At 27.4% G+C, this 23931-nt stretch carries 17 protein-coding genes; 12 read left to right on the top strand and 5 right to left on the bottom strand.

Annotated features, from left to right (window positions below; genetic code table 11):
- Nucleotides 1-29 precede the first annotated feature (29 nt).
- The 4 genes from secD to QZ288_RS00535 all read left to right on the top strand — a co-directional run bounded on the left by secD (nucleotide 30) and on the right by QZ288_RS00535 (nucleotide 4614).
- Nucleotides 30-1541 carry a protein translocase subunit SecD gene (gene secD, locus QZ288_RS00550; RefSeq protein WP_295153841.1) on the top strand — a complete coding sequence of 504 codons (1512 nt, stop codon included), beginning with the start codon at nucleotides 30-32 and terminating at the stop codon, nucleotides 1539-1541.
- 17 nt (nucleotides 1542-1558) lie between these two features.
- Nucleotides 1559-2482 (top strand): protein translocase subunit SecF, encoded by a 924-nt coding sequence (gene secF / locus QZ288_RS00545; RefSeq protein ID WP_295153839.1) that lies wholly within the window; start codon nucleotides 1559-1561, stop codon nucleotides 2480-2482.
- 160 nt (nucleotides 2483-2642) lie between these two features.
- On the top strand, nucleotides 2643-2825 hold the full coding sequence (locus QZ288_RS00540) for an AAA family ATPase (RefSeq protein WP_295153837.1): 183 nt from the start codon (nucleotides 2643-2645) through the stop codon (nucleotides 2823-2825).
- A gap of 58 nt (nucleotides 2826-2883) precedes the next feature.
- The gene (locus tag QZ288_RS00535) at nucleotides 2884-4614 is read left to right on the top strand and encodes an SWIM zinc finger family protein (RefSeq protein ID WP_295153835.1); all 1731 of its coding nucleotides are present in this window, start codon (nucleotides 2884-2886) and stop codon (nucleotides 4612-4614) included.
- A 22-nt stretch (nucleotides 4615-4636) separates the two neighbouring features.
- Here QZ288_RS00535 and QZ288_RS00530 read toward each other — a convergent pair whose 3' ends face one another.
- Nucleotides 4637-5770, bottom strand: a complete 1134-nt coding sequence (locus QZ288_RS00530; protein ID WP_295153833.1) for a pyridoxal phosphate-dependent aminotransferase — start codon at nucleotides 5768-5770, stop codon at nucleotides 4637-4639.
- A gap of 352 nt (nucleotides 5771-6122) precedes the next feature.
- Between QZ288_RS00530 and QZ288_RS00525 the strand changes: the two genes are divergently transcribed.
- The 5 genes from QZ288_RS00525 (at nucleotide 6123) to hisF (ending at nucleotide 15457) form a co-directional block, all read left to right on the top strand.
- Nucleotides 6123-8615 (top strand): DUF5682 family protein, encoded by a 2493-nt coding sequence (locus tag QZ288_RS00525; RefSeq protein ID WP_295153831.1) that lies wholly within the window; start codon nucleotides 6123-6125, stop codon nucleotides 8613-8615.
- A gap of 137 nt (nucleotides 8616-8752) precedes the next feature.
- A complete protein-coding gene (locus QZ288_RS00520; RefSeq protein WP_295153829.1) occupies nucleotides 8753-10141 on the top strand; it encodes a TolC family protein in 1389 nt (462 codons plus the stop codon).
- A 35-nt stretch (nucleotides 10142-10176) separates the two neighbouring features.
- Nucleotides 10177-11442, top strand: a complete 1266-nt coding sequence (locus QZ288_RS00515) for an efflux RND transporter periplasmic adaptor subunit (RefSeq protein WP_295153827.1) — start codon at nucleotides 10177-10179, stop codon at nucleotides 11440-11442.
- A 15-nt stretch (nucleotides 11443-11457) separates the two neighbouring features.
- Nucleotides 11458-14598 carry an efflux RND transporter permease subunit gene (locus QZ288_RS00510; RefSeq protein ID WP_295153825.1) on the top strand — a complete coding sequence of 1047 codons (3141 nt, stop codon included), beginning with the start codon at nucleotides 11458-11460 and terminating at the stop codon, nucleotides 14596-14598.
- Nucleotides 14599-14701: 103 nt separating this feature from the next.
- Nucleotides 14702-15457 (top strand): imidazole glycerol phosphate synthase subunit HisF, encoded by a 756-nt coding sequence (gene hisF, locus QZ288_RS00505; protein WP_295153823.1) that lies wholly within the window; start codon nucleotides 14702-14704, stop codon nucleotides 15455-15457.
- Between the two features lie 61 nt (nucleotides 15458-15518).
- On the opposite strand, the gene QZ288_RS00500 is transcribed toward hisF, so the two are convergent.
- Nucleotides 15519-16379, bottom strand: coding sequence for a hypothetical protein (locus tag QZ288_RS00500; protein ID WP_295153821.1), 861 nt, complete (start codon nucleotides 16377-16379; stop codon nucleotides 15519-15521).
- Complete coding sequence (locus QZ288_RS00495; protein ID WP_295153819.1) at nucleotides 16369-17136, bottom strand: MgtC/SapB family protein; 768 nt, start codon at nucleotides 17134-17136, stop codon at nucleotides 16369-16371. The genes QZ288_RS00500 and QZ288_RS00495 overlap by 11 nt, the downstream gene beginning before the upstream one ends.
- 202 nt (nucleotides 17137-17338) lie before the next feature.
- Here QZ288_RS00495 and lepA point away from each other — a divergent pair, with 202 nt between their 5' ends.
- Both lepA and QZ288_RS00485 read left to right on the top strand, forming a co-directional pair.
- Nucleotides 17339-19150, top strand: coding sequence for a translation elongation factor 4 (lepA, locus tag QZ288_RS00490; protein ID WP_295153817.1), 1812 nt, complete (start codon nucleotides 17339-17341; stop codon nucleotides 19148-19150).
- A 25-nt stretch (nucleotides 19151-19175) separates the two neighbouring features.
- A complete protein-coding gene (locus QZ288_RS00485) occupies nucleotides 19176-20069 on the top strand; it encodes a LysR family transcriptional regulator (protein ID WP_295153815.1) in 894 nt (297 codons plus the stop codon).
- Between the two features lie 206 nt (nucleotides 20070-20275).
- Here QZ288_RS00485 and QZ288_RS00480 read toward each other — a convergent pair whose 3' ends face one another.
- Nucleotides 20276-21370, bottom strand: a complete 1095-nt coding sequence (locus tag QZ288_RS00480; RefSeq protein WP_295153813.1) for an alpha/beta hydrolase — start codon at nucleotides 21368-21370, stop codon at nucleotides 20276-20278.
- Between the two features lie 53 nt (nucleotides 21371-21423).
- Nucleotides 21424-21990, bottom strand: coding sequence for a DapH/DapD/GlmU-related protein (locus tag QZ288_RS00475; protein ID WP_295153811.1), 567 nt, complete (start codon nucleotides 21988-21990; stop codon nucleotides 21424-21426).
- Nucleotides 21991-22215: 225 nt separating this feature from the next.
- On the opposite strand from QZ288_RS00475, the gene QZ288_RS00470 reads away from it, so the two are divergent.
- A complete protein-coding gene (locus QZ288_RS00470; protein WP_295153809.1) occupies nucleotides 22216-23919 on the top strand; it encodes a DUF262 domain-containing protein in 1704 nt (567 codons plus the stop codon).
- The last annotated feature ends 12 nt before the right edge of the window (nucleotides 23920-23931 follow it).

Here is a 23931-nt window from a genome sequence, read left to right as displayed (position 1 = left end):
AAGAATTAATAAATAACAGGATAATATATATGAGTCATAATTTAAGATTAGCATTCATTATTATAGGGCTTGGCGTAATGGCTTGGTTTATTACTCCTACAGTAAGATGGTATTTTTTTACTCCTGAAGATAAAAAAGAGGAAAGTAATTTATCTTTAGATGAGATGATAGCTAGAGGATATACTAAAGAACAAATAGATAATATACAATCTCTTAAACGCTTAAGAGGAGAATCTGTAAATATGGGATTGGACTTGCAAGGCGGCATAAGAATAGTGCTTCAGGCTGATTTTGAAGAATATGCAGACAGACTTGAGAGAAATGCTGCATCTCTTAGTGCAGAAGAGAAAAATGATGCTATGGAAAGACTTATATCAAGACTTAGAGGCAGAATAGATCAGTTCGGAGTAAGCGAAGTTGGTATAAGAAAGCAGGGCGATGACAGAGTGGTAATTGAGCTTCCCGGTGCAAGAGATCCTGACAGAATAAAAAATGTGGTATTAAGTCAGGGAGCTTTAACATTTAATTTAGTTGATGAACAGGCTACAGCTTCTTTAACTACTAATGATATGCTTATGGGAGTTTTTACTAATACAGCTAAAGTGCCTGAATATGGAAAACAGCTTTATTTCTACAGTGAAAAAGATGATTTCGGAAGAAGAATAAGAGGTGCTCCTGTTATAGTTAATAAAGAACCTTCTCTTGAGGGAAATGCTTTGATTAATGCACAGGTAGGAGGAGGACAATTCGGAGAAGTTACTGTAGAGTTTGAGCTTAATAATGACGGTGCTCTTCAATTTGCTGAGGTTACTGCACAAAACAGAAATAGAATGCTTGCTATAGTTTTAGATGATAAAGTTATAAGTGCCCCTAATATTAATGATGAAATTAGAGGCGGAAGGGGAGTTATTACAGGAAGATTTAATTTAGAGGAAGCTCAGGATTTGGCTAGAATATTGAAAGAAGGTGCTTTGCCTATTAATGTAAGTATAGTAGAAGAAGAGGTTGTAGGTCAGTCTATAGGTGCTGACTCTGTTAAGTCTGGAGCTTCTGCTTTGCTTATGGCTGCTGTTTTGGTAGCTTTATTTATGATTTTGGTATACAGAGTTTCAGGAGTTTTAGCTTCCATTGCTATGCTTGTAAATATTGTACTTATTATAGCAGTATTATCTCCTTTAAGATTTACTTTAACTTTGCCCGGCATAGCAGGACTTATTCTTACTATAGGTATGGCTGTTGATGCTAATGTTATCATTTTCGAGCGTATAAAAGATGAATTAAAAATAAAATCTAATGCTGCTGATGCTATTATATCAGGTTATGACAGGGCATTTGCCACAATATTTGACTCTAATATTACTACCATTATAGTAGCTTTGATATTATGGATATTTGGAAGCGGTCCTGTACAAGGCTTTGCTATTACTTTGTTTTTTGGTATTTTGATAAACCTATTTACGGCTGTTTTCATTACCAGATATATTTATGAAGAACTTATAAGAACTAAAATAGTTAAAAAAGCAGGGTTCTTTTTTATATAATATAAGGATTGCATAAAATGAGTGAAAATATTAAAAAAGAAAATAATGATTTAACAAAAAATAAAATACCATTTGTTAAATTTATGCCTATTGCAGCTGTTATATCTTCTATACTATTTATAGCTTCTATATGTTTATTTATAAATAAGATAAGTACTAACAGTTTTAATATGGGCATTGATTTTGCAGGCGGTGTAGAGTTAAAAGTAAAGATAGATAATCCTGAAGTTATAAATATTGCAGATATAAGAACATTATACAGTAATTTCGGAGATGAAACTGTTAATATACAGGAATTGGAAGGCGAAGATAATATTAATGCTTTTCTGCTTAGATTCAAAGGCTCTAATGAAGAATCCGACAGAGCTATGAAGATACTTTATGATAAATATACTCAGCAAAAAGTTACTCTTATTGGAAGCAATATTATAAGCGGCGTAATTTCTGCTGATAATTTGAAATTGGCTTTTATACTGATAATTGTTTCTTGGGTTATAATTATGATTTATATTACTATAAGATTCAATTACAGATATGCATTTCCTGCTATAATCACATTGATACATAATGTAGTTATAGTATTCGGCATACTTTTATTCTTAAATAAAGAGTTTTCTGTACTTGTTTTATCATCAATGCTTACTTTAATAGGATATACGATTAATGATATAATCGTTGTATTTGACAGAATAAGAGAAAATGCTGATTCAAAAAAACCATTTAAAGAGATTGTTAATATCAGCTTAAATAATGTTGTAGGAAGAACCGTTATTACTAGTATATCTACGCTTTTAGCTGCTCTTGCCATAATGATATGGGGCGGATTTATACTTTATGATTTTGCATTTACATTCTTCTGCGGTGTTATTGTAGGTACTTATGCAAGCAACTTTATAGCAAGCGGGCTTTTAATATTATTTATGAAAACTAAAAAAGACTGAAAATTATAAATATAGAAATTTCTAAAGAGTATGTTTATGCATGCTCTTTTTATTTGCATTATTTTTTCATTTTGACAATATATTGATTTTAGTATATTATTTTTTACTATTATTATATTAAAAACAAAATAAATATTATATTAAAAACGGAATAAAAATTATGAATGATATACAAATACCAAATATTAGTATAAGCAATTTTAAATGCTTCAAAGAATTTTCTATTGATAGTTTTAAAAGATTTAATTTAATATTCGGCAAAAACAGTGTAGGAAAAAGCAATCTTTTAGAGGCATTATATTTATATTGCAATATGTATAGGAGTGATATAGTTTTATCTTAATGATTTAATTAATTTCTTAAGTACAATGTTTAAATGAAAATTTCATATAGGATTTATAATGACTGAAAAAATTAATAATTTAAAACAATACATAAATGAAAGTTTTCTTCTTACATTAACAAATAAAGGAATATATAACCGTTCTGTAAAAGATATTGATAATATTATAAATAATACTCCTGAAAAAATAAAACTAGAAGAGACTGACGGAAAAATAAAAGTAATAATAGAGGCAGGCGAAAAAATAGAAGTAATACTTAATGATGAAGATATAAAATCAAGTAAATGCTCCTGTCCTTCAAAGGATATTTGCAAGCATATTATAATGTCGCTTTTATATATAAAAAATATAGAAAGTTCGGCATCGGATAAAAAAGATAATGATAAAGCTGATAATGAATCAGAGAAAGATAATAATTTTGATGAAGTAAAAAATATTACTTATGATGATATAAAAAAACTCAGTACAAAAAGAAATTTTGAATATGCTTTGGATAGATTTTATGAAGATATTGAAGTGCTTATAAAAGAAGATGAAATGCTTGAAATTATCATACCTGAAGAAAATATCAATATTTATTTTCCAAAAAAAGACAGTATAAAAAACTCTGTATGCTATTGCAAAGATCCTTTATTATGTTCTCATAAGATAATAGCTATTTTAAAATATAAAAAAATGTATGGAACTTTAGAAGAGATAATAGAAGATGATAAGGAGATAGATGAAAATATATTAAAATTTTCAAAAGAGTTTATTGAAAATATTTTTGAAAAAGGATTTTATTCATGCAGTGAAAATGATTTTGATATAGCAGAACAGCTCAATATAAAACTTCAAGTAAAAAATATGCCTGAAATTGCTAAAATGTTCAGAAGTATTGCTGAAAGTATTAAATCTATGTTAAATAAAAAAGCATCTTTTAATAAATTATTTTCATTTGCTATACTTTCAAGACTTTATAATACAATAAAATATATAGAGAAATCAAAACTTGAAAATGATAATAAAATGGTAAAATTACTTACAGGAGAGATTAGAGGCAAATATATAAATAAAAGCAGAGCAGAATTAATAGGGCTTGGAGCTTATCCTTGGATTTCTTCTTCAGGATATTTAGGAGTGAGTTCTTATTTATATGATTTAAATACTAAGAAAATATCATTTTTCTCTTATGTTATGCCTACATTTTATGATAATGCTAAAACTTCTTATGATGATGTTAAAAGCAATTATACAAAAAAAATTCATTTTGAAAATAATGTATCTATAGAAGAAGTATCTAAGTATGAAATTAAATTTGTTAATTATAAAATAAATAATGAGGGAAGAATATCATCTAGTAAATTTACTTCTGTTTTTATGAATAAAAAAATAGATTATAATTTCTTGAAACAAATAAAAGATTCTAGAGATAATGAAGAATTATTTGCAAAAAGCTATGATGATATAATAAATATTGAGTTTCATTATAATTATTTTAGCAAAAATGAAAGAAGCAGAATTATTATAGCAAAATTTCAAAGAATAGATAATATTAATTTTAATAAAATAGAACAGACGCTTTATTTTGATATAGTTGATAACTTTGAAGAAAGCAATGAGGAAAGATTAACCTTAAATATAAAATATAATTATATTCACTCAAATGGTATTAAATATATAATGGATTATAAAAACTCTGATATTGATAAAGACAGATTTATGCTTATTGAAAAAAATAAATATTATATACGCCCTATAAGCATAATAAATATCAATGCTGTTATAAATATATTTTTTGAAGATTAATATAAATTTTATACTGCTTAATTTACTTATGTACAAATTCTCTAATCTTTTTAGCAGCTTCTTTTAATATAGGTATATCCTGAGTTAAGGCTATTCTAAAATAATTCTCGCTTCCGAAAGCAATGCCAGGCACTACTGCAACGCCTGTCTCATCTAATAATCTCATAGCAAAATCTAAAGAAGGTTCTTTTGAAAATTTTTCATATCCCACAAATAAATAGAATGCACCTCTAGGCTCTATAACATCAAAACCCAAATCAGTTAATTCTTTAGATAAGAAAAATGCCCTCTCTTTATAAATATCTCTGAACTCTTCTATTACAGGATATTTTTCTAAAGCATATTCTGCAATAGCACATGAAAGCGTTACCATACTTCCTACATTATTAAAGCTTGAATTAACTAAATATTTTCTCACATATTCAGGAGATATACTGTATCCTATTCTCCAGCCTGTCATAGAATGAGATTTTGAAAAGCCGTTAAGAATTATAACTTTATCTTTTATAGAAGGATAAGAAGCAAAAGAAGTAAATGGATAAAATGATATAGCAGAATATATTTCATCGGCTATTATAAATATATCTTTCTTCTCAAAATATTTTACAAGCTCGTCCATCTCATCTTTTTTCAGCATATATCCTGAAGGATTGCATGGATTACTAAAAAGTATAGCTTTAGTTTTATTTGTTATTACTTTTTCTATAGCTTCAGGCTTTATTACAAGATGATCATCTCTTGTATCCATAAATACAGTTTTGCCATAAGAAAGGTTAATAGACTGTTCATAAGGTGAGAAAAAAGGAGTAGGTACTATAACCTCATCATCTATATTTAAAATTGTTCTGAATATAGAAGAAATACCTTCCATAGAACCTATATGCATAGTAACATTATCGGCATTTATATTTGAATTATAATATTTATTATAATGATTAGCTACCAATTTTCTTATATGTTCGCTTCCGCCCGAATGCGTATATCCTAATGTATGAGTTTTAGCATATTCGCATCCGTATTCAATAAGTTCTTTAGGAGGCTTTAAATCAGGCTCTCCTATTGTAAGCATTATGGAATTTTCTTTTTTTTGTGCTTTTTCTGTAAGCTCTCTTATAAGCGAATAAGGTACTTTAAGTATATTTTTATTAAGCTCCATAATGATTCTCCGTAATTATAAATATTACAATAAATTATTATATACAATAATATTATATATAATAATTTTTATATTCTATCAAATATATTTTATTTGTCAATTTATAATTATTAAAAAATTGATATAATTTTTTTTAAAATATAGATTTTTAATATAATTCGTAGTTATTGCATTATGCTGTTTTTATAGTAATATACTAATGTAAAAAATTATGTTTATATATTATTATCTGGAAAATAGATTTAATAGAATTTGATTATTTAAAATTTAAAAGTAATTCCAATAATAATAATAAATTTATAAAAGAACAATTATATATATTAAAAATTTAATTTATAAAGAGAACTAAATAATGAAAAAAACAAATAAAGATAATAATAATTTTGAAGAACATTTTTCTGAAAGCATAAAAGAAAATATAATATTTTTTCCTATAAGACACCATTCTCCTGCATGCTCTTATCATTTAAAAAAAGTTTTTGATGATTTTAAGCCTGATGCTGTACTTATAGAAGGTCCGAGCGACTGTAATAATTTGATGAAATATATGATAGAAGAAGATACTAAAGCCCCTTTTTGTATTTATTCAAATTATATTGATAATAATAATTCTAAATATAGATGCTATTATCCTTTTTTGAATTATTCCCCTGAATTTACCGCTATAAAAGAATCTCTAAAAAATAATATACACTGCAGTTTTATAGATATGCCTTATGCTTTTATGATAGAAAATTCAATATCTGATGAAATAAATGATATAGATAATGATAATACAGATGATACAGATAATAATAAAGAAACATCTAAAAACAGACTGATATCAATATATGATAATGATGATAATAAATTTAATATTAATGCATATACAGTTGAGCTTACAAATAAGTCAGGGCTTAGAACTTTTTCTGAGCTTTGGGAGAGAGATTTTGAAATAAACGGAATATCTAAAGAAACTAAAGATTTTATAAGAAGTGTTTATGCTTTGGGCTATTATATGCGTTTGATAGAAGATGAAGATTTTGAAACTAGAAACAGAGAATATGTAATGGCTAAAAATATTTATGAAGCATTAAATAAGTACAGCAGAGTTTTAGCAGTTACAGGAAGTTTTCATACTAAAGGCATAATAGATAAATTAAAAGAAAATGAAAAAAATAATAAAATATTAGATAAAAAATATAAGAGTTTAAAAAAATATATTGCTTCAAATACTTCAAGCTATTTAATACCTTATTCATTTGAAGAGGCAGACAAAAGAAAAGGATATCAGGCAGGCATAGAGTTTCCAGCCTTTTATGATTTTGTTTACAGAGAGCTCGAAAAATATGAAGATAAAAATAATGATATAGGCAATACTTTTTTAAATGTAGTTATGTCATTTATAATAAAAGCTTCAAATATAGACAGACATAATCATAATGTAAGCATACCAGACTGCATTAATGCTTATTATATGGCTGTTAATCTTGCTAAGCTTCGTAAAAAAAAATCTGCAGGTGTTTATGAACTTATAGATGCCGCTAAAAGTGCATTCGTTAAAGGCGATATATATTTTGAAAATACAAATAATCTTGATTTGATGATGAGGCTTCTTTCAGGTATTGCAAACGGAAAGGTATCTTCAAAAAGTATTGTTCCTCCTGTTGTAATAGATTTTAGAAATAAATGCAGGGAATATAAAATAAAAATTGATAAGAAACAGGAAATAGAATCTGTACTTGATATAATAAAGGATAAAAATCATTTTGAAAAGAGTAAATTTTTTCATAAGATGCTTTTTTTAGATGCAGATTTCTGTAAATTAGAAAAAGGACCTGATTATGTGAATAAAATTAATAAGAACTTAGCACGCGAAGTTTGGAAATATGAATATAAAGCATCAGTTGAATCTTCTTTGATAGATAAATCTGTTTACGGAGTAACTATAGAAGAGCTTGCAGGAAATATTATAGCCGACAGACTTATAAATAATATAGATTCTAATGAAGTTTCAAAACTAATGATAGAAGCTAATGTTATGGGTATTTATAGTTTTTTTATAGATAATTATAAAAGAATAGAAGAAATTATATTAAATGACAATGATTTTGTAAGTTTATGTTTATGCTTAAATAATTTATCATATTTAACTAATATGGAGGCTATCAATGATAATTTATCTAAAGAAAGAAAATCTTTATTTGATAATTATGATATTATGCCTGCAGTTGAATCACTGTCTAAGCATACATTTATACTTGCTGTTGTTAATATGGAATCTATGAAAAATTTAGATGAAAAAGAAGCATTAAAAAATTCTCATTATATAAAGAACTTATATTCATTTACATTAGAAAATCCAAGCTTCTGCGATATAGACATATTTAATGATAAAATAGATTCAATGCTTGATAATACATTCGGAAGCTCTCATATATATGCCGTTTGTCTTTCTATTAAATATAAATCAGGAAGATTAAGCGGTGATGAGTTTTCTCATATAGTATCAAGTTTTTTAGAATCCTCAGACAGCGAAGATGCTTCATATTTTTTAAATGGCATACTTTTGGCGGCTAGGGATATATTATTTATTAATGACAGTATTATAAAAAGTATTGATAATATTATAAAAAAATTAGATGAAGACAAATTTATAGAAATTTTGCCGAATTTTAGATATGCATTTACAAATTTAAGTCCTATAGAAATAGAAAATTTATCTAAAACTATATTATATATGTATAATGCAGATGAAAATAAATTGCTTGTAAATTTTGATATGTCAGATATGTCAATAGAAGATATTAAAACAGCTTCTTATATAGATGAATCGGTTTTTGATTTGCTTGTAAAAATTTTATAAAAAATACGAAAATAAATATAAGAGGAACTATTTTTATATTTATTCGTCTAATTATTATTATTTTATTGTATACTATGATTTGATATTTTTAAGTTTATAATATTAAATAAATATTATAAATTATACAGGAGCAGATTTTGAAATTTTATTCTCGTTTGATTTTTGGTTTAATTTTGAGTTTTAATTTGAGTTTTAATTTGAGTTTACATTCGCAGGATACAAATTTTACAGAATATATAAATAGAACAAATGATAAAATATCTATAACATTAGAAGATGCTTTAATCATAGCTTTCGATTATGATAAAACATTAAAGCAGGCTGAATATGATGTTCGTATAGCACAGGTTCAAAAGGATGCATCATTTTCAGATTTATTTCTTCCTTCTTTAACTATAAGCGGCGGACTGAATTTATCTGAACCCAGAGAATACAGTATAAATAATACTTCAACAGGTATTTATTCAAGTCCTGATACTTGGAATGCTTCAGCATCATTATCAAAAACATTGTTCACAGGATTTAGAAATTGGAATACAGATAGGGCAAGAGATATTAATCTGCAGATGAAAAAAGATATATATTATGACGAAAGGCTTAATGTTGATTTAAATACAAAACTAAATTTTTATAATACTTTCGTAGCTCAGGAAAACTATAAAGTATATTTACAGCAGCAGCTTAATTACAGCAATAGAATGAGAGAAACTTATTTAAAATACAGAAACGGACAAGTATCAGAATATGAATATTTAAACTCAAAAGTACAGTATGAAAGTACAAAGCCTCAGGTTATAACATTAAGCAATCAGTATCAAAGTTTGAAATTAACATTTATAAGGCAAATAGGACTTACAAATGCGGGAGATGAAGTAGATTTAGTAGGAAGTATATTAGATGCCACCAATATATCATTACCTGATATACCTTTTAATGATCTGCTTACTATTATAATGAATAATAATATAGAATTAAAAAGTATGGGTAGCAATTTAAAAATGTTAGAGTATAATAGGAAAGTAGCAAGAAGCTATTTATGGCCCACATTATCAGCAAATGCTAATGTAGGAATAACAACTATAGATAAAATAAAAATGGAAAACGGCACATTCAAAAAAAATAGAGAAGGCGAGTTTAATTGGGGTGTAGGTTTTTCTCTTAATTATGCTCTTGATTCTCTTCTGCCTTTTTCTTCTACTGCTAAGGGAGCAGAAGAAATTGAGCTGAGTATAAGGCAGATGGAAATAAATTATGAACAGTTAAGGGATATTATAGAGATAAACAGCAGAGATTTGATTTCTACTGCAAAATCTCAGGCATTAAATTTAGAGTCGCAGGCTGAAAATGCAAGAACTGCAGCTTATGCTTTGCAAATGGCTCAAAGGCAGTATAGAGGCGGAACTATATCTACACTTGAAGTTAATGATGCTGAAATTACTTATTTGAATGCACAGCTTGCATATTTACAGGCTATATACGAATATTTTTCAAGCACTTTGCAAATATTAAAACTCTTAGGTGCTTAAATTAAGATTATTATAGGCAGATTAAGGAGATTATGATGATAAGAAAAAGATATATAATTATAAAAAAAATAGATATTAAATTTTTTTTAATTATTTTATTATTTATTTCTATTATATTTGTTTCATGTAAGAAAAAGCAGGAGGATTTAAAAAGAAAAGAGAATCCTATAAGCGTTTTAGTGGCAGCCCCTATAAAACAGCATTTAGATGAATATTTAGATCTTTCTGCTGAAATTAAAGCAATAAAAGAGGTAGAAATATCATCAGATGTACCCGGAAAAATAGCTAATATACTAAAATATGAAGGCAGTTTTGTAAATAAGGGAGATACTATAGCTTTAATTGACAGATTTGTAATAGGTGCTAATTATTCTTATGCTCCTGCAAGAACACCTATATCAGGTTATGTTACAACTACATATATGGCGGTAGGCTCTTCTATAGCAGCAGCTACACCCATAGCCAATGTTGCAGATATTAGTCAGTTAGAAGTTGAAATACAAGTTCCTGAACGATCTATTTCAGGCATAGTATTAGGACAGAAAGTTTTAATAAGAGTTCCTTCCGCTCCTAATAAAGAAATAGAAGCTGTTATAACAAAGAGAGATTATGCTGTTAATCCTTCTACCCGTACTTTAATGGTTAAGGCTTTAATAGATAATAGAGAAAAACTGCTTTTACCTGGAATGTTTTCTGATGTATCAATACTTTTAAACTCTGCTGATAATGTATTTGTTATACCAAATAGTGCTATGTTCAGCGATGATTTGGGAAAAAATTATATATATGTAGTAAAAGAAGATAATGCTGATAATATTCCTTCGGAAGTAAATACTGTAAACTCAAATACTGCAAGATATAGAGCATATACAAGAGAAGTTAATGTATTATTTACTTCCAAAGATAAAGTTGCATTAAGCAGCGGACTTGAAGAAGGAGAAGAAGTTGTTATGTTCGGACGCGAGTTTTTAAGAAACGGCTCATTAGTCAATAGAATAGAAAATGATCCTACAATTTTGGAATATATTACTCCGCCTAATGCATCTGCAGAAACTAATAATGCATTATCTTCAAAAGTTACTAATATAGAACAATCTAATACTGTACAATCAAAAAAACCAAGTACTTTATCATCAAAAACTAATGCTGCACAATCAAAACAGAATACTGCACAATCAAGCAGAAATAATAATGATTCTGCGGATAAAAAAGATAATACTGCCGAAAAACCTAAAAATAATAATACGCAAAATGCTTCTGACGGCACTTCTGATAATAGTATTTATTCAGTAGGCAGTTAATTTTAGGGAGTGATTATGAGAAGTTTTATTGAATTAATAGTAAAAAGACCTGTAGCAGTTTTTATGGGTATAGTTGCTGTTGTTATACTTGGAGCTGTTAGTTTATCTAGGCTTCCTGTTGACTTTCTGCCTGATTTGGAGCTTCCTTTTATAAGCATAAGAACTGAGTATAAAAATGCAGGTCCTGAGGAAGTTGAAAAATCTGTTTCTAAATTAATAGAAGGTGCTGTTTCATCTGTTAATAATATTAAAGAGGTAAGCTCATCTTCTAAACAAGAATGGTCTAGTGTTTTTGTTGAATTTAATTGGGGAAGTGATTTAGCTTCTGCCACAGCTGATATTAGAGAGGCTATAGATAGGATAAGAAAAGCTTTGCCTGATGATGCTGAAAGCCCTGCTGTTTATAAATTTTCTACTTCAAATATACCCGTTATGGATATATCCTTTTACGGTACTGAAAATTTATCCGCATTATATAATTTAGTTGATAATCAAATCATAACAAGTATAGAGCAGGTAGGCGGTGTAGCTATGGCTCAGATTAGAGGCGGACTTAAAACTCAGATTAAAGTTGATGTTGATATGAATAGGCTTCAGGCTTATGGGCTTGATATTAATTCTATAGTAAATACTTTGAATATGGAAAATCAGAATATATCAGGCGGAGAAACCTATGAGGGTGTTTATAAATATACTTTAAGAACTACAGGAGAGTTTAAAACGGTTGATGATATAGGAAATGTTGTTGTATCATTAAAAAATAATAATACTCCTGTAAGACTTAGAGAATTAGCTGTAATTTATGAAGGTTATGATGAGGACGGAGATATTATTAAGGTTAATGGAACGCCTGCTGTTACAATTTCTATAAATAAAGAATCAGGAGCTAATACTGTTGCCGTTTCCGATGCTATAAAAAAAAGGCTTGACAGTCTTAATTTACCCGGAGATATAAAATACGAAATATTATTTAATAGTGCTGATAATGTGAATAAGGCTATTAAAGGAGTGCTTGATACTGCTTGGCAGGGGGGATTATTTGCCGTTATAATACTTATGATTTATTTATGGAATGTAAGAACTGTAGCCATTATAGCTATATCTATCCCTATGTCTATTATTGTTACATTCACTTTGATGTATTTCTTTGGAACTACTTTAAATATTATATCTCTTTCAGGGCTGGTACTTGGCATAGGAATGATGGTTGATAACTCTATAGTAGTGCTTGAAAATATATTCTATTATAGAAATAATGGTTATGGTAAATATTCTTCTGCAATAGACGGTACTTCTACAGTTGCACTTGCTATATCTGCTTCTACACTTACTACAATAGCGGTATTTCTTCCTTTCCTCTTTGTTGAAGGTCAGACAGGACAGATGTTTAGAGACTTATGTATTACTGTTACAGTTTCTATGATAGCTTCTTTAGCTGTTGCTTTGACAATAGTGCCTATGCTTGGTGCAAGATTAATTACTACTAAAAAATCTAAATTTTTAAATCGTTTTGAAGTATTCTTTGATAAGCATTTTCATTCTAAAGTTAATTATGTATATGAAAAGATACTAAATTATTCTGTACATCATAAAAATAGAGTATTAATACCTGTTATAGTAATAGTATTTTCTATTATAACTATAGGATTAATATTTATAGGTAAAGAAGGCTTCCCAAAATCTGATGAAGGACAGTTAAAAGCAAGCATACAGATGCCTATAGGTACTAGAAAAGAGCAGACGGATTCTTTTGTAGATAGAATGAGATATGATATATCCCAATATATAGGTAAAGATTTAAGCAGGATTCAAACTAGAACAAGATCAGGTTCTGATGCCAATAAAGCAGATATAAGAGTTAAGCTTATAGATAAATCAGAAGGAAGAACTAAAGAAACAGAAAATTATGTTGAAGAAGTAAGAAAATTATTATCAGGATACCCAGCAAAAATAAATGTTGATAGTGTTGCAAGTATGAGCGGAGGCGGAGGAGGAGATTCAAGCGGTATAGATATAGATATAGTCGGCGAAGATTTAAATAGGGCAGGAGATTTAGCTAATAATGTAATAGCAGCATTGCAGGATGTTCCAGGACTTAGAGATGTTCGCTTAAAGAAAAATGATTCAAGCCCCGAATTAAATGTTAAAATAAACAGAGATTTAGCTTCAAAAATGGGAATAAATATAAATACTGTTGCTAATTCTATTAAAACCAGCTTCGGCGGTACTACAGCTACTAGAATGACGCCTGATAATTCAGATGTTACTGATATTGATGTTATAGTGAGATTAAATGAAAAAGACAGAATTAATATAGAAGATGTAAAAAGAATGCTTATTAATACGCCTAATGGTATGGTTCCTATTTCGGCTATCGCTTATGTTGATAAAGATTTTGCCCCTACTGAAATAGAAAGAAAAAATGACAGCAGAATAACATCTATTACAGCTTCAGGATATGGAAGACCTATGAATCAAATAATGGCGGATATTCAGTCTGCCATAAATGAAAAAGTATTTATACCTTCTGGTTTTACTATAATTTATTCAGGAGATTATGAAGATATGCAGGAGGCTTTCGGACAGCTTTTACAGGCATTATTATTAGCTTTAGTATTAGTTTATGCTATTATGGCTAGTCAGTTTGAATCATATATTGCACCTTTTGTAATAGCCCTTGCTATACCATTTGGTTTTGCAGGCTCTATTATACTGCTGCTTATCACAGGGCAGACTTTGAGTGTATACAGCGGAATAGGAGTTATAGTTCTTATTGGTATTGTAGTTAATAACGGCATTGTACTCATTGACTATATGAATCAGCTTATGCATGAAAAAAAGATTAACGGAGATGCTGCAGCTTTAATTGCAGGTCCTAGAAGATTAAGACCTGTACTTATGACTTCTCTTACTACTATATTAGGGCTGCTTCCTATGGCATTATCTAGCGGAGAGGGAAATGAAATGTATAAGCCTTTATCATTGGCAGTGCTTGGAGGATTGGCAGTTTCTACATTATTTACTCTTGTTATAGTACCTACTGTTTATGCTGCTATTAGAAACAGAATACCTATTAAAGATTATGATGCTAAGGATATTGCAAGCATTGAAACTTCTGCAGATATTGATGATGCTTTAAGTACGCATGGCAAATAAAATATAAAAGATAAAAAATTATATTATTAATACAGCTTTATTTTTGCTTTACGAAATATATTTTTTACTATATAATTTTACAAATTAAATTAGGTGTTCTAGTATGATAACAAAGAGAATAATACCCTGTTTGGATGTGAGAGACGGCAGAGTTGTAAAGGGTACTAATTTTGAAGGTTTAAAAGATGTTGATGATCCTGTAGAGCTTGCCAGATATTATAATAATATGCAGGCTGATGAGCTTGTATTTTATGATATTACAGCTTCTTATGAGGGCAGAAAACTATTTGTAAATGTACTTGAGAAAGTTGCAAATGAAATATTCATACCTCTTACAGTAGGCGGGGGAATAAATACTATAAAAGATTTTGATATGGTATTAAAATCAGGTGCTGATAAGGTAAGTGTAAATTCAGGTGCAATAAAAAATCCTAATTTGATAAGAGAAGCTGCTGAAAAATACGGTAATCAGTGCGTAGTTCTTTCTATAGATATAAAAAGAGTTAATGGAAAATATTCTGTATTTTCTAAAGGCGGCAGAGAGGATACAGGTATTGATGCTGTTAAATGGGCTGCAGATGGAGAAAAAAAAGGAGCAGGCGAACTTGTAATAAATAGTATAGATACAGACGGAGTAAAAAACGGTTTTGATATAGAACTTCTCAAAGAGATAGCTGATAATGTTTCTATACCTTTAATTGCTTCAGGAGGTGCGGGCAATATGGAGCATTTTAAAGATGTATTTCAGGTTAATGGTGTTGATGCGGGGCTTGCTGCTTCTATATTTCATTTTAAAGAAATTGATATAAAAGAATTAAAAGAGTATCTTCGTAAAAATAGTATTAAAGTAAGACTTTGATTTTTTTATACAGACTTTTTAAATTTGTGATATGATATAAATTAATTTTTAAATATATCATTTAATAAACTTTAATATTTTTATCTGAAATTATATTATTTAATTTATCTGAAGAAAAGCTTAATAATAAATTATTTTTATTAGAGTAATTATTAATAATATCACTAAATTCATTACAGTTTTCTATTATCATATTATGATTATAATGATTAGTAAATGTTTTTATTAAATCTAATCTATTTTTTATATTTGATAAATCATATTTTTTACTTATTTCGTTTATCTTAAACATAAAATCCATCAAAGGCATATTTTTTTTATCAGCATTTTCTAAATCAATATTTTTAAAATTATAATCTGATATGTATAAAGTACTTGATATATTTTTATTCAATAAAATTTTTAATATATTTTCTAATACTGTAATAAAAATATCTATTTTCCTGCTGAAAAAAAGTTTTGATGATAAACTTATACCTTCAAAACTGAAAATAATATTTATAATATTATCGTTTTCAAAGTTTGAATTAATATTAATTTCATAATTATAATTTGGTTTTAAATATATTTCTTCTATATCAATATCATTATGTTCTAAAAATATTTTTGATATAATTTTTTTCTTATTGGTATCAAGTATATCATTTATGAAGTTTATACATTCTATTATTGTGTTATTATCAATATTATTCTGATAATTATCATTTTCCATAATTCCGCTTATAATTTTGCTTATAGATAATAATTCATAATCATTGATTCTATAAAATTCAAAAAACATGCAGTTATTAATATACCAAATTAAATTGAGTAAATAATTATCATCATTTGAAAATATTGTAATAGGATATATATTAATTTCTTTTTCTTTTATATTATAATTATCTATTTTAAAATTTTTTATGCATATACTAATATTCATATTTTGATTTTTTATTTTTTGCTATAGTTAAAATCTTTATTTCCAAACTTTTTAATATACTTTCTATATTTTTGTAATCCAATTGAGGCACAAGCATATTTATCTTACTTATTATATTAGGACATTTTTCATTATTATGATTTTCTTTCCAGCCCAATATTTCTAAATTATGAACTTTTATTCCGAATCTGTCAAGCTCAGTTTCTATATCTATTTTATGAGAATGTTCAATTATATATGATATAGATTTCTTTTTATTTGATATATAGTATGGTATAAAGAATCTGTAAATAGATGTACTTAGAAATATGCATACACAGCCTATAGCAGATAATATCCATTGTCCTGAGCCTATAACTATGCCTAGACATGCTGTAACCCAAACTATGGCGGCAGTTGTTATTCCATGCAGCTTTCCTCTATTTTGTATAATCATACCTGCACCTAAAAAACCAATGCCTGAAACTATTTGTGCAGATATTCTATTATAATCAGGGGCAGTATATAGAAGTTTGCTTCCTAATCTTACCAATTCGGCATTTTCAAGCATTATAGTATGAGCAAAAACATCTTCATAGCATGATAAAATAGCAGCTCCCATACAAACAATACTAGTAGTTCTGCTTCCTATAGGTTTTTTATGATGTTCTCTTTCCCAGCCTATAAATATACCCATCATATACGCTAGGAGTATTCTTGTAGTTATTTCTATTATACTGTAATCTGCTAATGCATGTTTAATAGATTCTCTAATCATAAAAAATATATATCCAATTTTTACCGTATTTTTATATTATTATCGAAATTAAAATTAATTATAATAATTATTTTATTTAACTTATGTTTATTTTATAAATAATTGAAAAATATTTGCAAAAACATAATCGCTGTATTATAATATATCATCAAATAAAAAACATCATAATTTATCATTTTTTAATAAGGATATATTTTAATAAATGTCATACGCTGAAAAAATTAGAAATTTTTGTATTATAGCACATGTTGATCATGGCAAAAGCACATTAGCCGACAGAATAATAGAACATACAAAAGCAGTATCAAGCAGAGAAATGAAATCGCAAATATTGGATTCTATGGATATAGAAAGAGAAAGGGGAATAACAATAAAAAGTCAGGCAGTTAAATTATCTTATCAGGCTGAAAACGGAGAAGTTTATACTCTTAATCTGATTGATACGCCCGGACATGTTGACTTTAACTATGAAGTTTCGCGTTCTCTTGCTGCATGCGAGGGTGCTGTATTGGTAGTTGATGCGGCTCAGGGTGTTGAGGCTCAGACTATTTCTAATTTTTATTTGGCATTTGAGAATAATTTAGAGATTGTTCCTGTTATTAATAAAATAGATTTGCCTGCTGCGAATATTGAATTATGTAAAGAGCAGATGGAAAAAGAATTCGGAGTTAATAAAGAAGATATAGTTCTAGCAAGTGCAAAAAATGATATAGGTATAGATGAAATACTTGAAGCTATTGTTAAAATGATACCTGCTCCTAAAGACAATACTAGTAAAAAAACCAGAGGCTTGATATTTGATTCTTATTATGATCCTTTTCGCGGTGCTGTTATGATAGTGAGAATATTTGACGGTTCTATAAAGAAAAATGATAAACTTCTTTTAATGGAAACTAAAGCCGAATATGAAACAGAAGAATGCGGTACTCTTTTACTTGGACTTAAATCTGCAAATGAACTTAAAAGCGGAGATGTAGGCTATATTATAGCGGGCATTAAAAATATATCCGATATAAAAATAGGAGATACTATTACACTCAAAGAAAATCCTTCCGATGAGCCTTTGATAGGCTATAAAGAAGTACTTCCTATGGTATTTGCAGGAATATTCCCTGCCGAAGATGAAGATTATACAAACTTACAAAAGGCATTAGAAAAATTAAAATTAAATGATGCTTCTTTAATTTATGAGCCTGAGCGTTCTATTGCTTTGGGATTTGGATACAGATGCGGATTTTTGGGACTTTTACATTTGGAAATAGTACAGGAGAGGCTTGAAAGAGAGTTTAATCTTAATTTGGTAATAACAAGCCCTTCTGTAGAAGTAAAATTAAAACTCACAAACGGCGAAGAAAAAATTATTGACAATCCTGCTGATTTTCCGTCTGGGCAGTATATAGAAAAATGTTATGAACCTTTTATCAATGCATTAATAATAGTGCCTTCGGATTATTTAGGAAATATTATTTCGCTTTGTATTGATAGAAGAGGCACTCAAACTTCTTTAACTTATTTAGATGATAAAAGGGCAGAAATTAAATTTGATTTGCCTTTAATAGAAGTAGTATATGATTTCTATGATAAATTAAAATCTATTTCAAGAGGATATGCATCATTCGATTATGATTTTTCTGATTTCAGAGAAAGCCAAATAGAAAAAATAGATATATTAGTTCATGGCGAGGTAGTAGATGCATTATCATTTATGTCGCATAGAAGCAATGCTGAAGCGAGAGGCAGACAAATTATAGAAAAGTTAAAGCATCTTATTCCTAAGCATATGTTTCAGATACCATTACAGGCAGCTATAGGCGGAAGAATTATAGCCCGTGAGAATATAAGTGCATTAAGAAAAAATGTTACGGCAAAATGCTATGGAGGCGATATTACAAGAAAAAGAAAGCTTCTTGAAAAACAAAAAGAGGGTAAAAAGCGTATGAAGACTATTGGTAATGTTGAAATACCTCAGGATGCATTTATAAGTGTTCTTAAAACAGATGATAATAATAAATAGTAAGCATTATATTTTTGGGAATTATATGGAAATTAGAGTTTTAAAATATTTTTTGGCGGCTGTGAGAGAAGGAAATGTTACTAAAGCTGCAAAGTATCTTAATTTAACTCAGCCTAATCTTTCGCGTCAGATAAATATTTTGGAGAAAGATATAGGGCATAAACTTTTTTTTAGAAAGCATAATAATATAGTTCTTACTCCTGAAGGAATTTTATTAAAGAAAAGAGCCGAAGAAATAATTAATATGATAGATAAAACTAGGGCGGAATTTAATTTTACTGATAAAGTGATAGCAGGAGATATATTTATAGGAGCAGGAGAAACTTGGGCTATGAGTTTGATTGCTTCTGTTATGAAAGATATGCAAGAATGTTATCCTAATATAAAATATAATGTTCATAGCGGAAATTTTCAGGATATCACAGAGAAATTGGATAAAGGATTATTAGATTTCGGATTATTAATTGATCCTGCCGACTTATCTAAATATGATTATTTAAAAATACCTGCAAAAGATACTTGGGGATTAATTATGAGAAAAGATTCAATTCTTTCAAAAAAGAAAAATATAGTCAAAAATGATCTGCTTAATATACCTTTAATAATCTCAAGACAGGTAATTGAAACTGAAATACAGGATAATGATTTTTCAAGATGGTTTTCTGATACTTTTGATAAGCTTAATATAACAGCTACATATAATTTAATTTATAATGCATTAATTATGGTCAGAGAGGGTATGGGTTATGCTTTATGTTTGGATAAATTAATAGATAATATGAATAATCAAAATATTTGTTTTATACCTCTAAAGCCTAAATTAGAATCTGGTCTTAATATTGTATGGAAGAAAAATCAGGAGTTTTCAAGAGCTTCTAAAATATTTTTGGAAAGACTTACTGATAAATTTAATTCATAATATATGATAAAAAAATAATAAAATCTTTAGCCCTTTATGTTTTTTAATTTTATTAGTTATTTTTTTAATTCTTTATAGTTTAAACTAAAAATATAATGCCCGCCCCAATTTTATTTAAATTGCATTAAAAAAATTACCCAAGCATTAATAAATATAATACTTGGGTGAGGCTTAATTTATTAGTAATATTAAAAAATTATTTTAAATTACTTTAAATTGTTTTTGAAGAATTGAGATAATTTTTCAAAAGGAATTTTTTCCATATTATCATATAAATCAACATGATCAGCATCTTCTATTATTAAAAGTTCTTTTGGTTCTAATGCTTCTTTATAAACATCTTCGCTATAGTATCTTGAATGTGCTCTGTCTCCTGCTATTAAAAGTATAGGAGTAGGAGAAACATCTTTTATATTAGCCATTAAAGGGAAATTCCAAAATGACATAGGCATTGCAGCAATCCAAGAAGTAACAAAATTTACAGCTCTAGGATGATAAGCTCTTTTAGCATAATAATTATAGAATGCAGCAAATACAGGGTCAGCATTTTCTGGAAGTTCTTCAGGAACAGTCATTGCAGAAGCCATTAAATTATTGTTCTCATCAAAAAAATAAGGCTCATGATTACCTAAAGCATAAGTTTTATTTTCAGCATCTTTCCAACGCTGAGTGCTTAAATATTCTTTTATTTTTCTTCTTTGTTCAGGAGTGTAATAGTCCTGATGTCCTTTGCTCATATCCCTTGACATATCATACATTGAAAGTGCGGCAACGGCTTTTATTCTGGTATCAGTACCAGCTGCAGTAATAGCCATACCAGAGAGTCCGCAAATACCTATTGCACCGATGCGGTTTCTGTCTATAAATTCAAGTAATCCTAAATAATCTACAGCTGCACTGTAATCTTCAGTAAATATATCAGGCGAAGCAGTATTTCTTATATCTCCTCCGCTTTCACCTGTAAAAGAAGGATCAAATGCTAAACTTACAAATCCGTAAGAAGCCATTTCCTGAGCATATAATCCTGATGCCTGTTCTTTAACTGCCCCGAATGGTCCTGATATAACTATAGCAGGATTTTTATTTGAAGCATAGTTTTCAGGCAAATATAAATCTCCTGCAATTTCAATGCCGTATCTGTTTTTAAATCTCACTTTTTTCATTTCGATATTTGTGTAAATTTTGAAAACTCTTGTATCCATATTATCCCCTCCTTTATATTGATTGTTTTGTGATTGGTTATTATTACAAGATATTAAAAAAGTTAGAAGTAAAGATATTGATAATATTATTTTTTTCATTTTTATCTCCTTAATTAAAATATTTTTTATTTTTTTAATTTAATTTAAGTTCATTATATATATCGTATGATTTTTGCAGGAATGCCTCCTACTATTACATTAGAAGGCACATCTTTATTAATCAAAGCACCAGCAGCTATTATTGAATTATCTCCTATAGTTACGCCTCCAAGTATATTAGCTCCGGAACCTATCCATACATTATTTCCTATTGTTACTTTTGACGGATATGTTATGCTTCTCTCTTTTAAATCAATGCCGTGATTTAAAGTTGATATTATAACATTCATTCCTATAAATACATTATCCCCTATAGTTATTCCTCCTCTATCCTGAAATGAACATCCGCAGTTAAAAAATACATTCTTCCCTATTTTTATATTTCTTCCAAAATCTGTGTAAAAAGGCGGAAAGAGTGTAAAACTTTCATCTATTTTTTCATTTGTTAATTTTTCAAATAATTTTCTCACTTCATCTGCACTATGATATTTACTATTAATCTCTGTTGTTATTTTTATTGCATTTTGAGAGCATTCATATAAAAAGGGCGACAATTCTTTATCTTCGCTTGATATAGGATTATTTTCTTTGCAGTATCTTATAAACTCCTCTATATTCATTTTTTATTTTCTTCTCCTTTATTTTTTTATTTATTTGTATTTTACAGAAAAAATAAATTATATCAAATATTTATTTGTTATATAATTTTATGCTTAAAAAGTATAATATTGATTTTATAAGGTTTATTTACATATTTTTATAATATATATAAAGTTATATATAATTCATTGATTAATTCATAATTGTTTATATAATTGTATATTAAAAATGTTATAGGAGTTTTAATGAAATTAAAAAAAATAGAAAATGGATTTATTCCTATTAAAGAGTTAGAAAATAATAATTTTTTTATACCAAGTTATCAAAGAGGATATAGATGGGATAATGAAGTAAATGCTCTATTAGAAGATATAATAGATTTTATTAATTATAAAAAAAATGATAATGATTTTTATTCTCTACAGCCTATAGTTGTAAAAAAAGATGAAGATAAATATATTGTTATTGATGGTCAGCAGAGACTAACAACTATTTTTTTAATAATTAAATATATTGAAAATAAATCTTTCTTTTCAATAAAATACGAAACTAGAAAACAATCATCAGAGTTTTTAGACAATATAGAAAGTAAAAAAGAAGATGAGGCAAAAAATATTGATTTTTATTATTTTTTTCAGGCATATAAAAATATAAGAGACTTTTTTAGCAGTAAAGTAAATAAGAATGATTTTTATAATATATTACTTAATAACTGTAAAGTATTATGGTATGAAATAGCAGATGATGAAAAAGAAGAAGATGTTTTTATAAGACTGAATATAGGTAAAATCCCATTATTAGAGGAAGAGAATATTAAAGCATTATTTCTATCAAAAAGTAATGGTATTGAAAATATAGATGAAATAGCTGAAAAATGGTATGACGAAGAAAAAGAATTAAGGTATAATAATGATTACAGATATTGTGTGTTAAAAAAAATAGATGATAAATATATAACAAAAGAAGATAATACATTAAATGATGATTTTTTAAGGATTAGAGTATATCTTGAAGCTATAATGAACAATAAAAATGATTCCATATTTGAATATTTTTATAAGTTATATAAAGAAAATAAATTAAAAGAAACTTGGGAAAATTTAGAAAATTGTATAGACACATTAAACAGTTTTTCATCAAATCAAAACGGTATAGGTGAAGAAAGAAATATTTTCCATTATATTGGATTTCTTATATTAAATAATATAATGGATATTAATGATATTTATGAAAGATGGACAGAAGATCAAAATAAAATAAATTTTGCTTTATCCCTTAAAAAATCAATAGAAGATAATATTAGTTTATTTAAATCAATTAAAGACAATGATTTTGAAGAAGCTTTGCAGGAATTAAATTTTAATAATAAAAATCATAAAAAAATAATTTATAAAATACTTGTTTTATTTAATATAGCTTATTTATTAAAAGATAAGGGATCTCATAAATATTTTGAGTTTAATAGATTTCAATTAGAAAAGTGGAGTCTTGAACATATTTATGCTCAAAATTCAAAAAGTATAAAAGAAGATATAAAAAATAAAGATAATAAAAAAATTATTGCTTGGTTAAAAGAAGTAAGCGAATATTGTGATGAATTAAAACCAAAAATAGAAGAATTAATAACTAAAAAAAATCCATATAATGAGAAGATATTTGATGAAATAAATAATTATTTCAAAGATGAAGATTCTTTGAATGGTATAGGAAACTTATGTTTATTAGATAAGCAGTCAAATAGCGAGATAGGAAATAAAATATTTAGTAAAAAACGTAAAGATATAGAAAGATTAGGTCAGCAGGGAAAACTTATTCCAATATGTACTAAACTTGTATTTGAAAAATTTTTTTCAGATAATGTAGGAAATAAAAATTATTTTTTAAAAGAAGACAGAGAATATTATATAAAAGCTATTATTGAAAAATTGAAAATATTTTTCAAACAATAATCTAATTGGAGA

Origin of the sequence: uncultured Brachyspira sp. (assembly GCF_910578695.1) — a bacterium.
In the GTDB taxonomy this organism is placed as follows: domain Bacteria; phylum Spirochaetota; class Brachyspiria; order Brachyspirales; family Brachyspiraceae; genus Brachyspira.
This window is presented reverse-complemented; position numbering and strand designations above follow the sequence as displayed.

Excerpts from the sequence above, each read along its gene's own strand:
- secD (WP_295153841.1), top strand. The coding sequence starts at position 30 with ATGAGTCATAATTTAAGATTAGCATTCATTATTATAGGGCTTGGCGTA.
- secF (WP_295153839.1), top strand. The coding sequence starts at position 1,559 with ATGAGTGAAAATATTAAAAAAGAAAATAATGATTTAACAAAAAATAAA.
- QZ288_RS00540 (WP_295153837.1), top strand. The coding sequence starts at position 2,643 with ATGAATGATATACAAATACCAAATATTAGTATAAGCAATTTTAAATGC.
- QZ288_RS00535 (WP_295153835.1), top strand. The coding sequence starts at position 2,884 with ATGACTGAAAAAATTAATAATTTAAAACAATACATAAATGAAAGTTTT.
- QZ288_RS00530 (WP_295153833.1), bottom strand. The coding sequence starts at position 5,770 with ATGGAGCTTAATAAAAATATACTTAAAGTACCTTATTCGCTTATAAGA.
- QZ288_RS00525 (WP_295153831.1), top strand. The coding sequence starts at position 6,123 with ATGAAAAAAACAAATAAAGATAATAATAATTTTGAAGAACATTTTTCT.
- QZ288_RS00515 (WP_295153827.1), top strand. The coding sequence starts at position 10,177 with ATGATAAGAAAAAGATATATAATTATAAAAAAAATAGATATTAAATTT.
- QZ288_RS00510 (WP_295153825.1), top strand. The coding sequence starts at position 11,458 with ATGAGAAGTTTTATTGAATTAATAGTAAAAAGACCTGTAGCAGTTTTT.
- hisF (WP_295153823.1), top strand. The coding sequence starts at position 14,702 with ATGATAACAAAGAGAATAATACCCTGTTTGGATGTGAGAGACGGCAGA.
- QZ288_RS00500 (WP_295153821.1), bottom strand. The coding sequence starts at position 16,379 with ATGAATATTAGTATATGCATAAAAAATTTTAAAATAGATAATTATAAT.
- QZ288_RS00495 (WP_295153819.1), bottom strand. The coding sequence starts at position 17,136 with ATGATTAGAGAATCTATTAAACATGCATTAGCAGATTACAGTATAATA.
- lepA (WP_295153817.1), top strand. The coding sequence starts at position 17,339 with ATGTCATACGCTGAAAAAATTAGAAATTTTTGTATTATAGCACATGTT.
- QZ288_RS00485 (WP_295153815.1), top strand. The coding sequence starts at position 19,176 with ATGGAAATTAGAGTTTTAAAATATTTTTTGGCGGCTGTGAGAGAAGGA.
- QZ288_RS00480 (WP_295153813.1), bottom strand. The coding sequence starts at position 21,370 with ATGAAAAAAATAATATTATCAATATCTTTACTTCTAACTTTTTTAATA.
- QZ288_RS00475 (WP_295153811.1), bottom strand. The coding sequence starts at position 21,990 with ATGAATATAGAGGAGTTTATAAGATACTGCAAAGAAAATAATCCTATA.
- QZ288_RS00470 (WP_295153809.1), top strand. The coding sequence starts at position 22,216 with ATGAAATTAAAAAAAATAGAAAATGGATTTATTCCTATTAAAGAGTTA.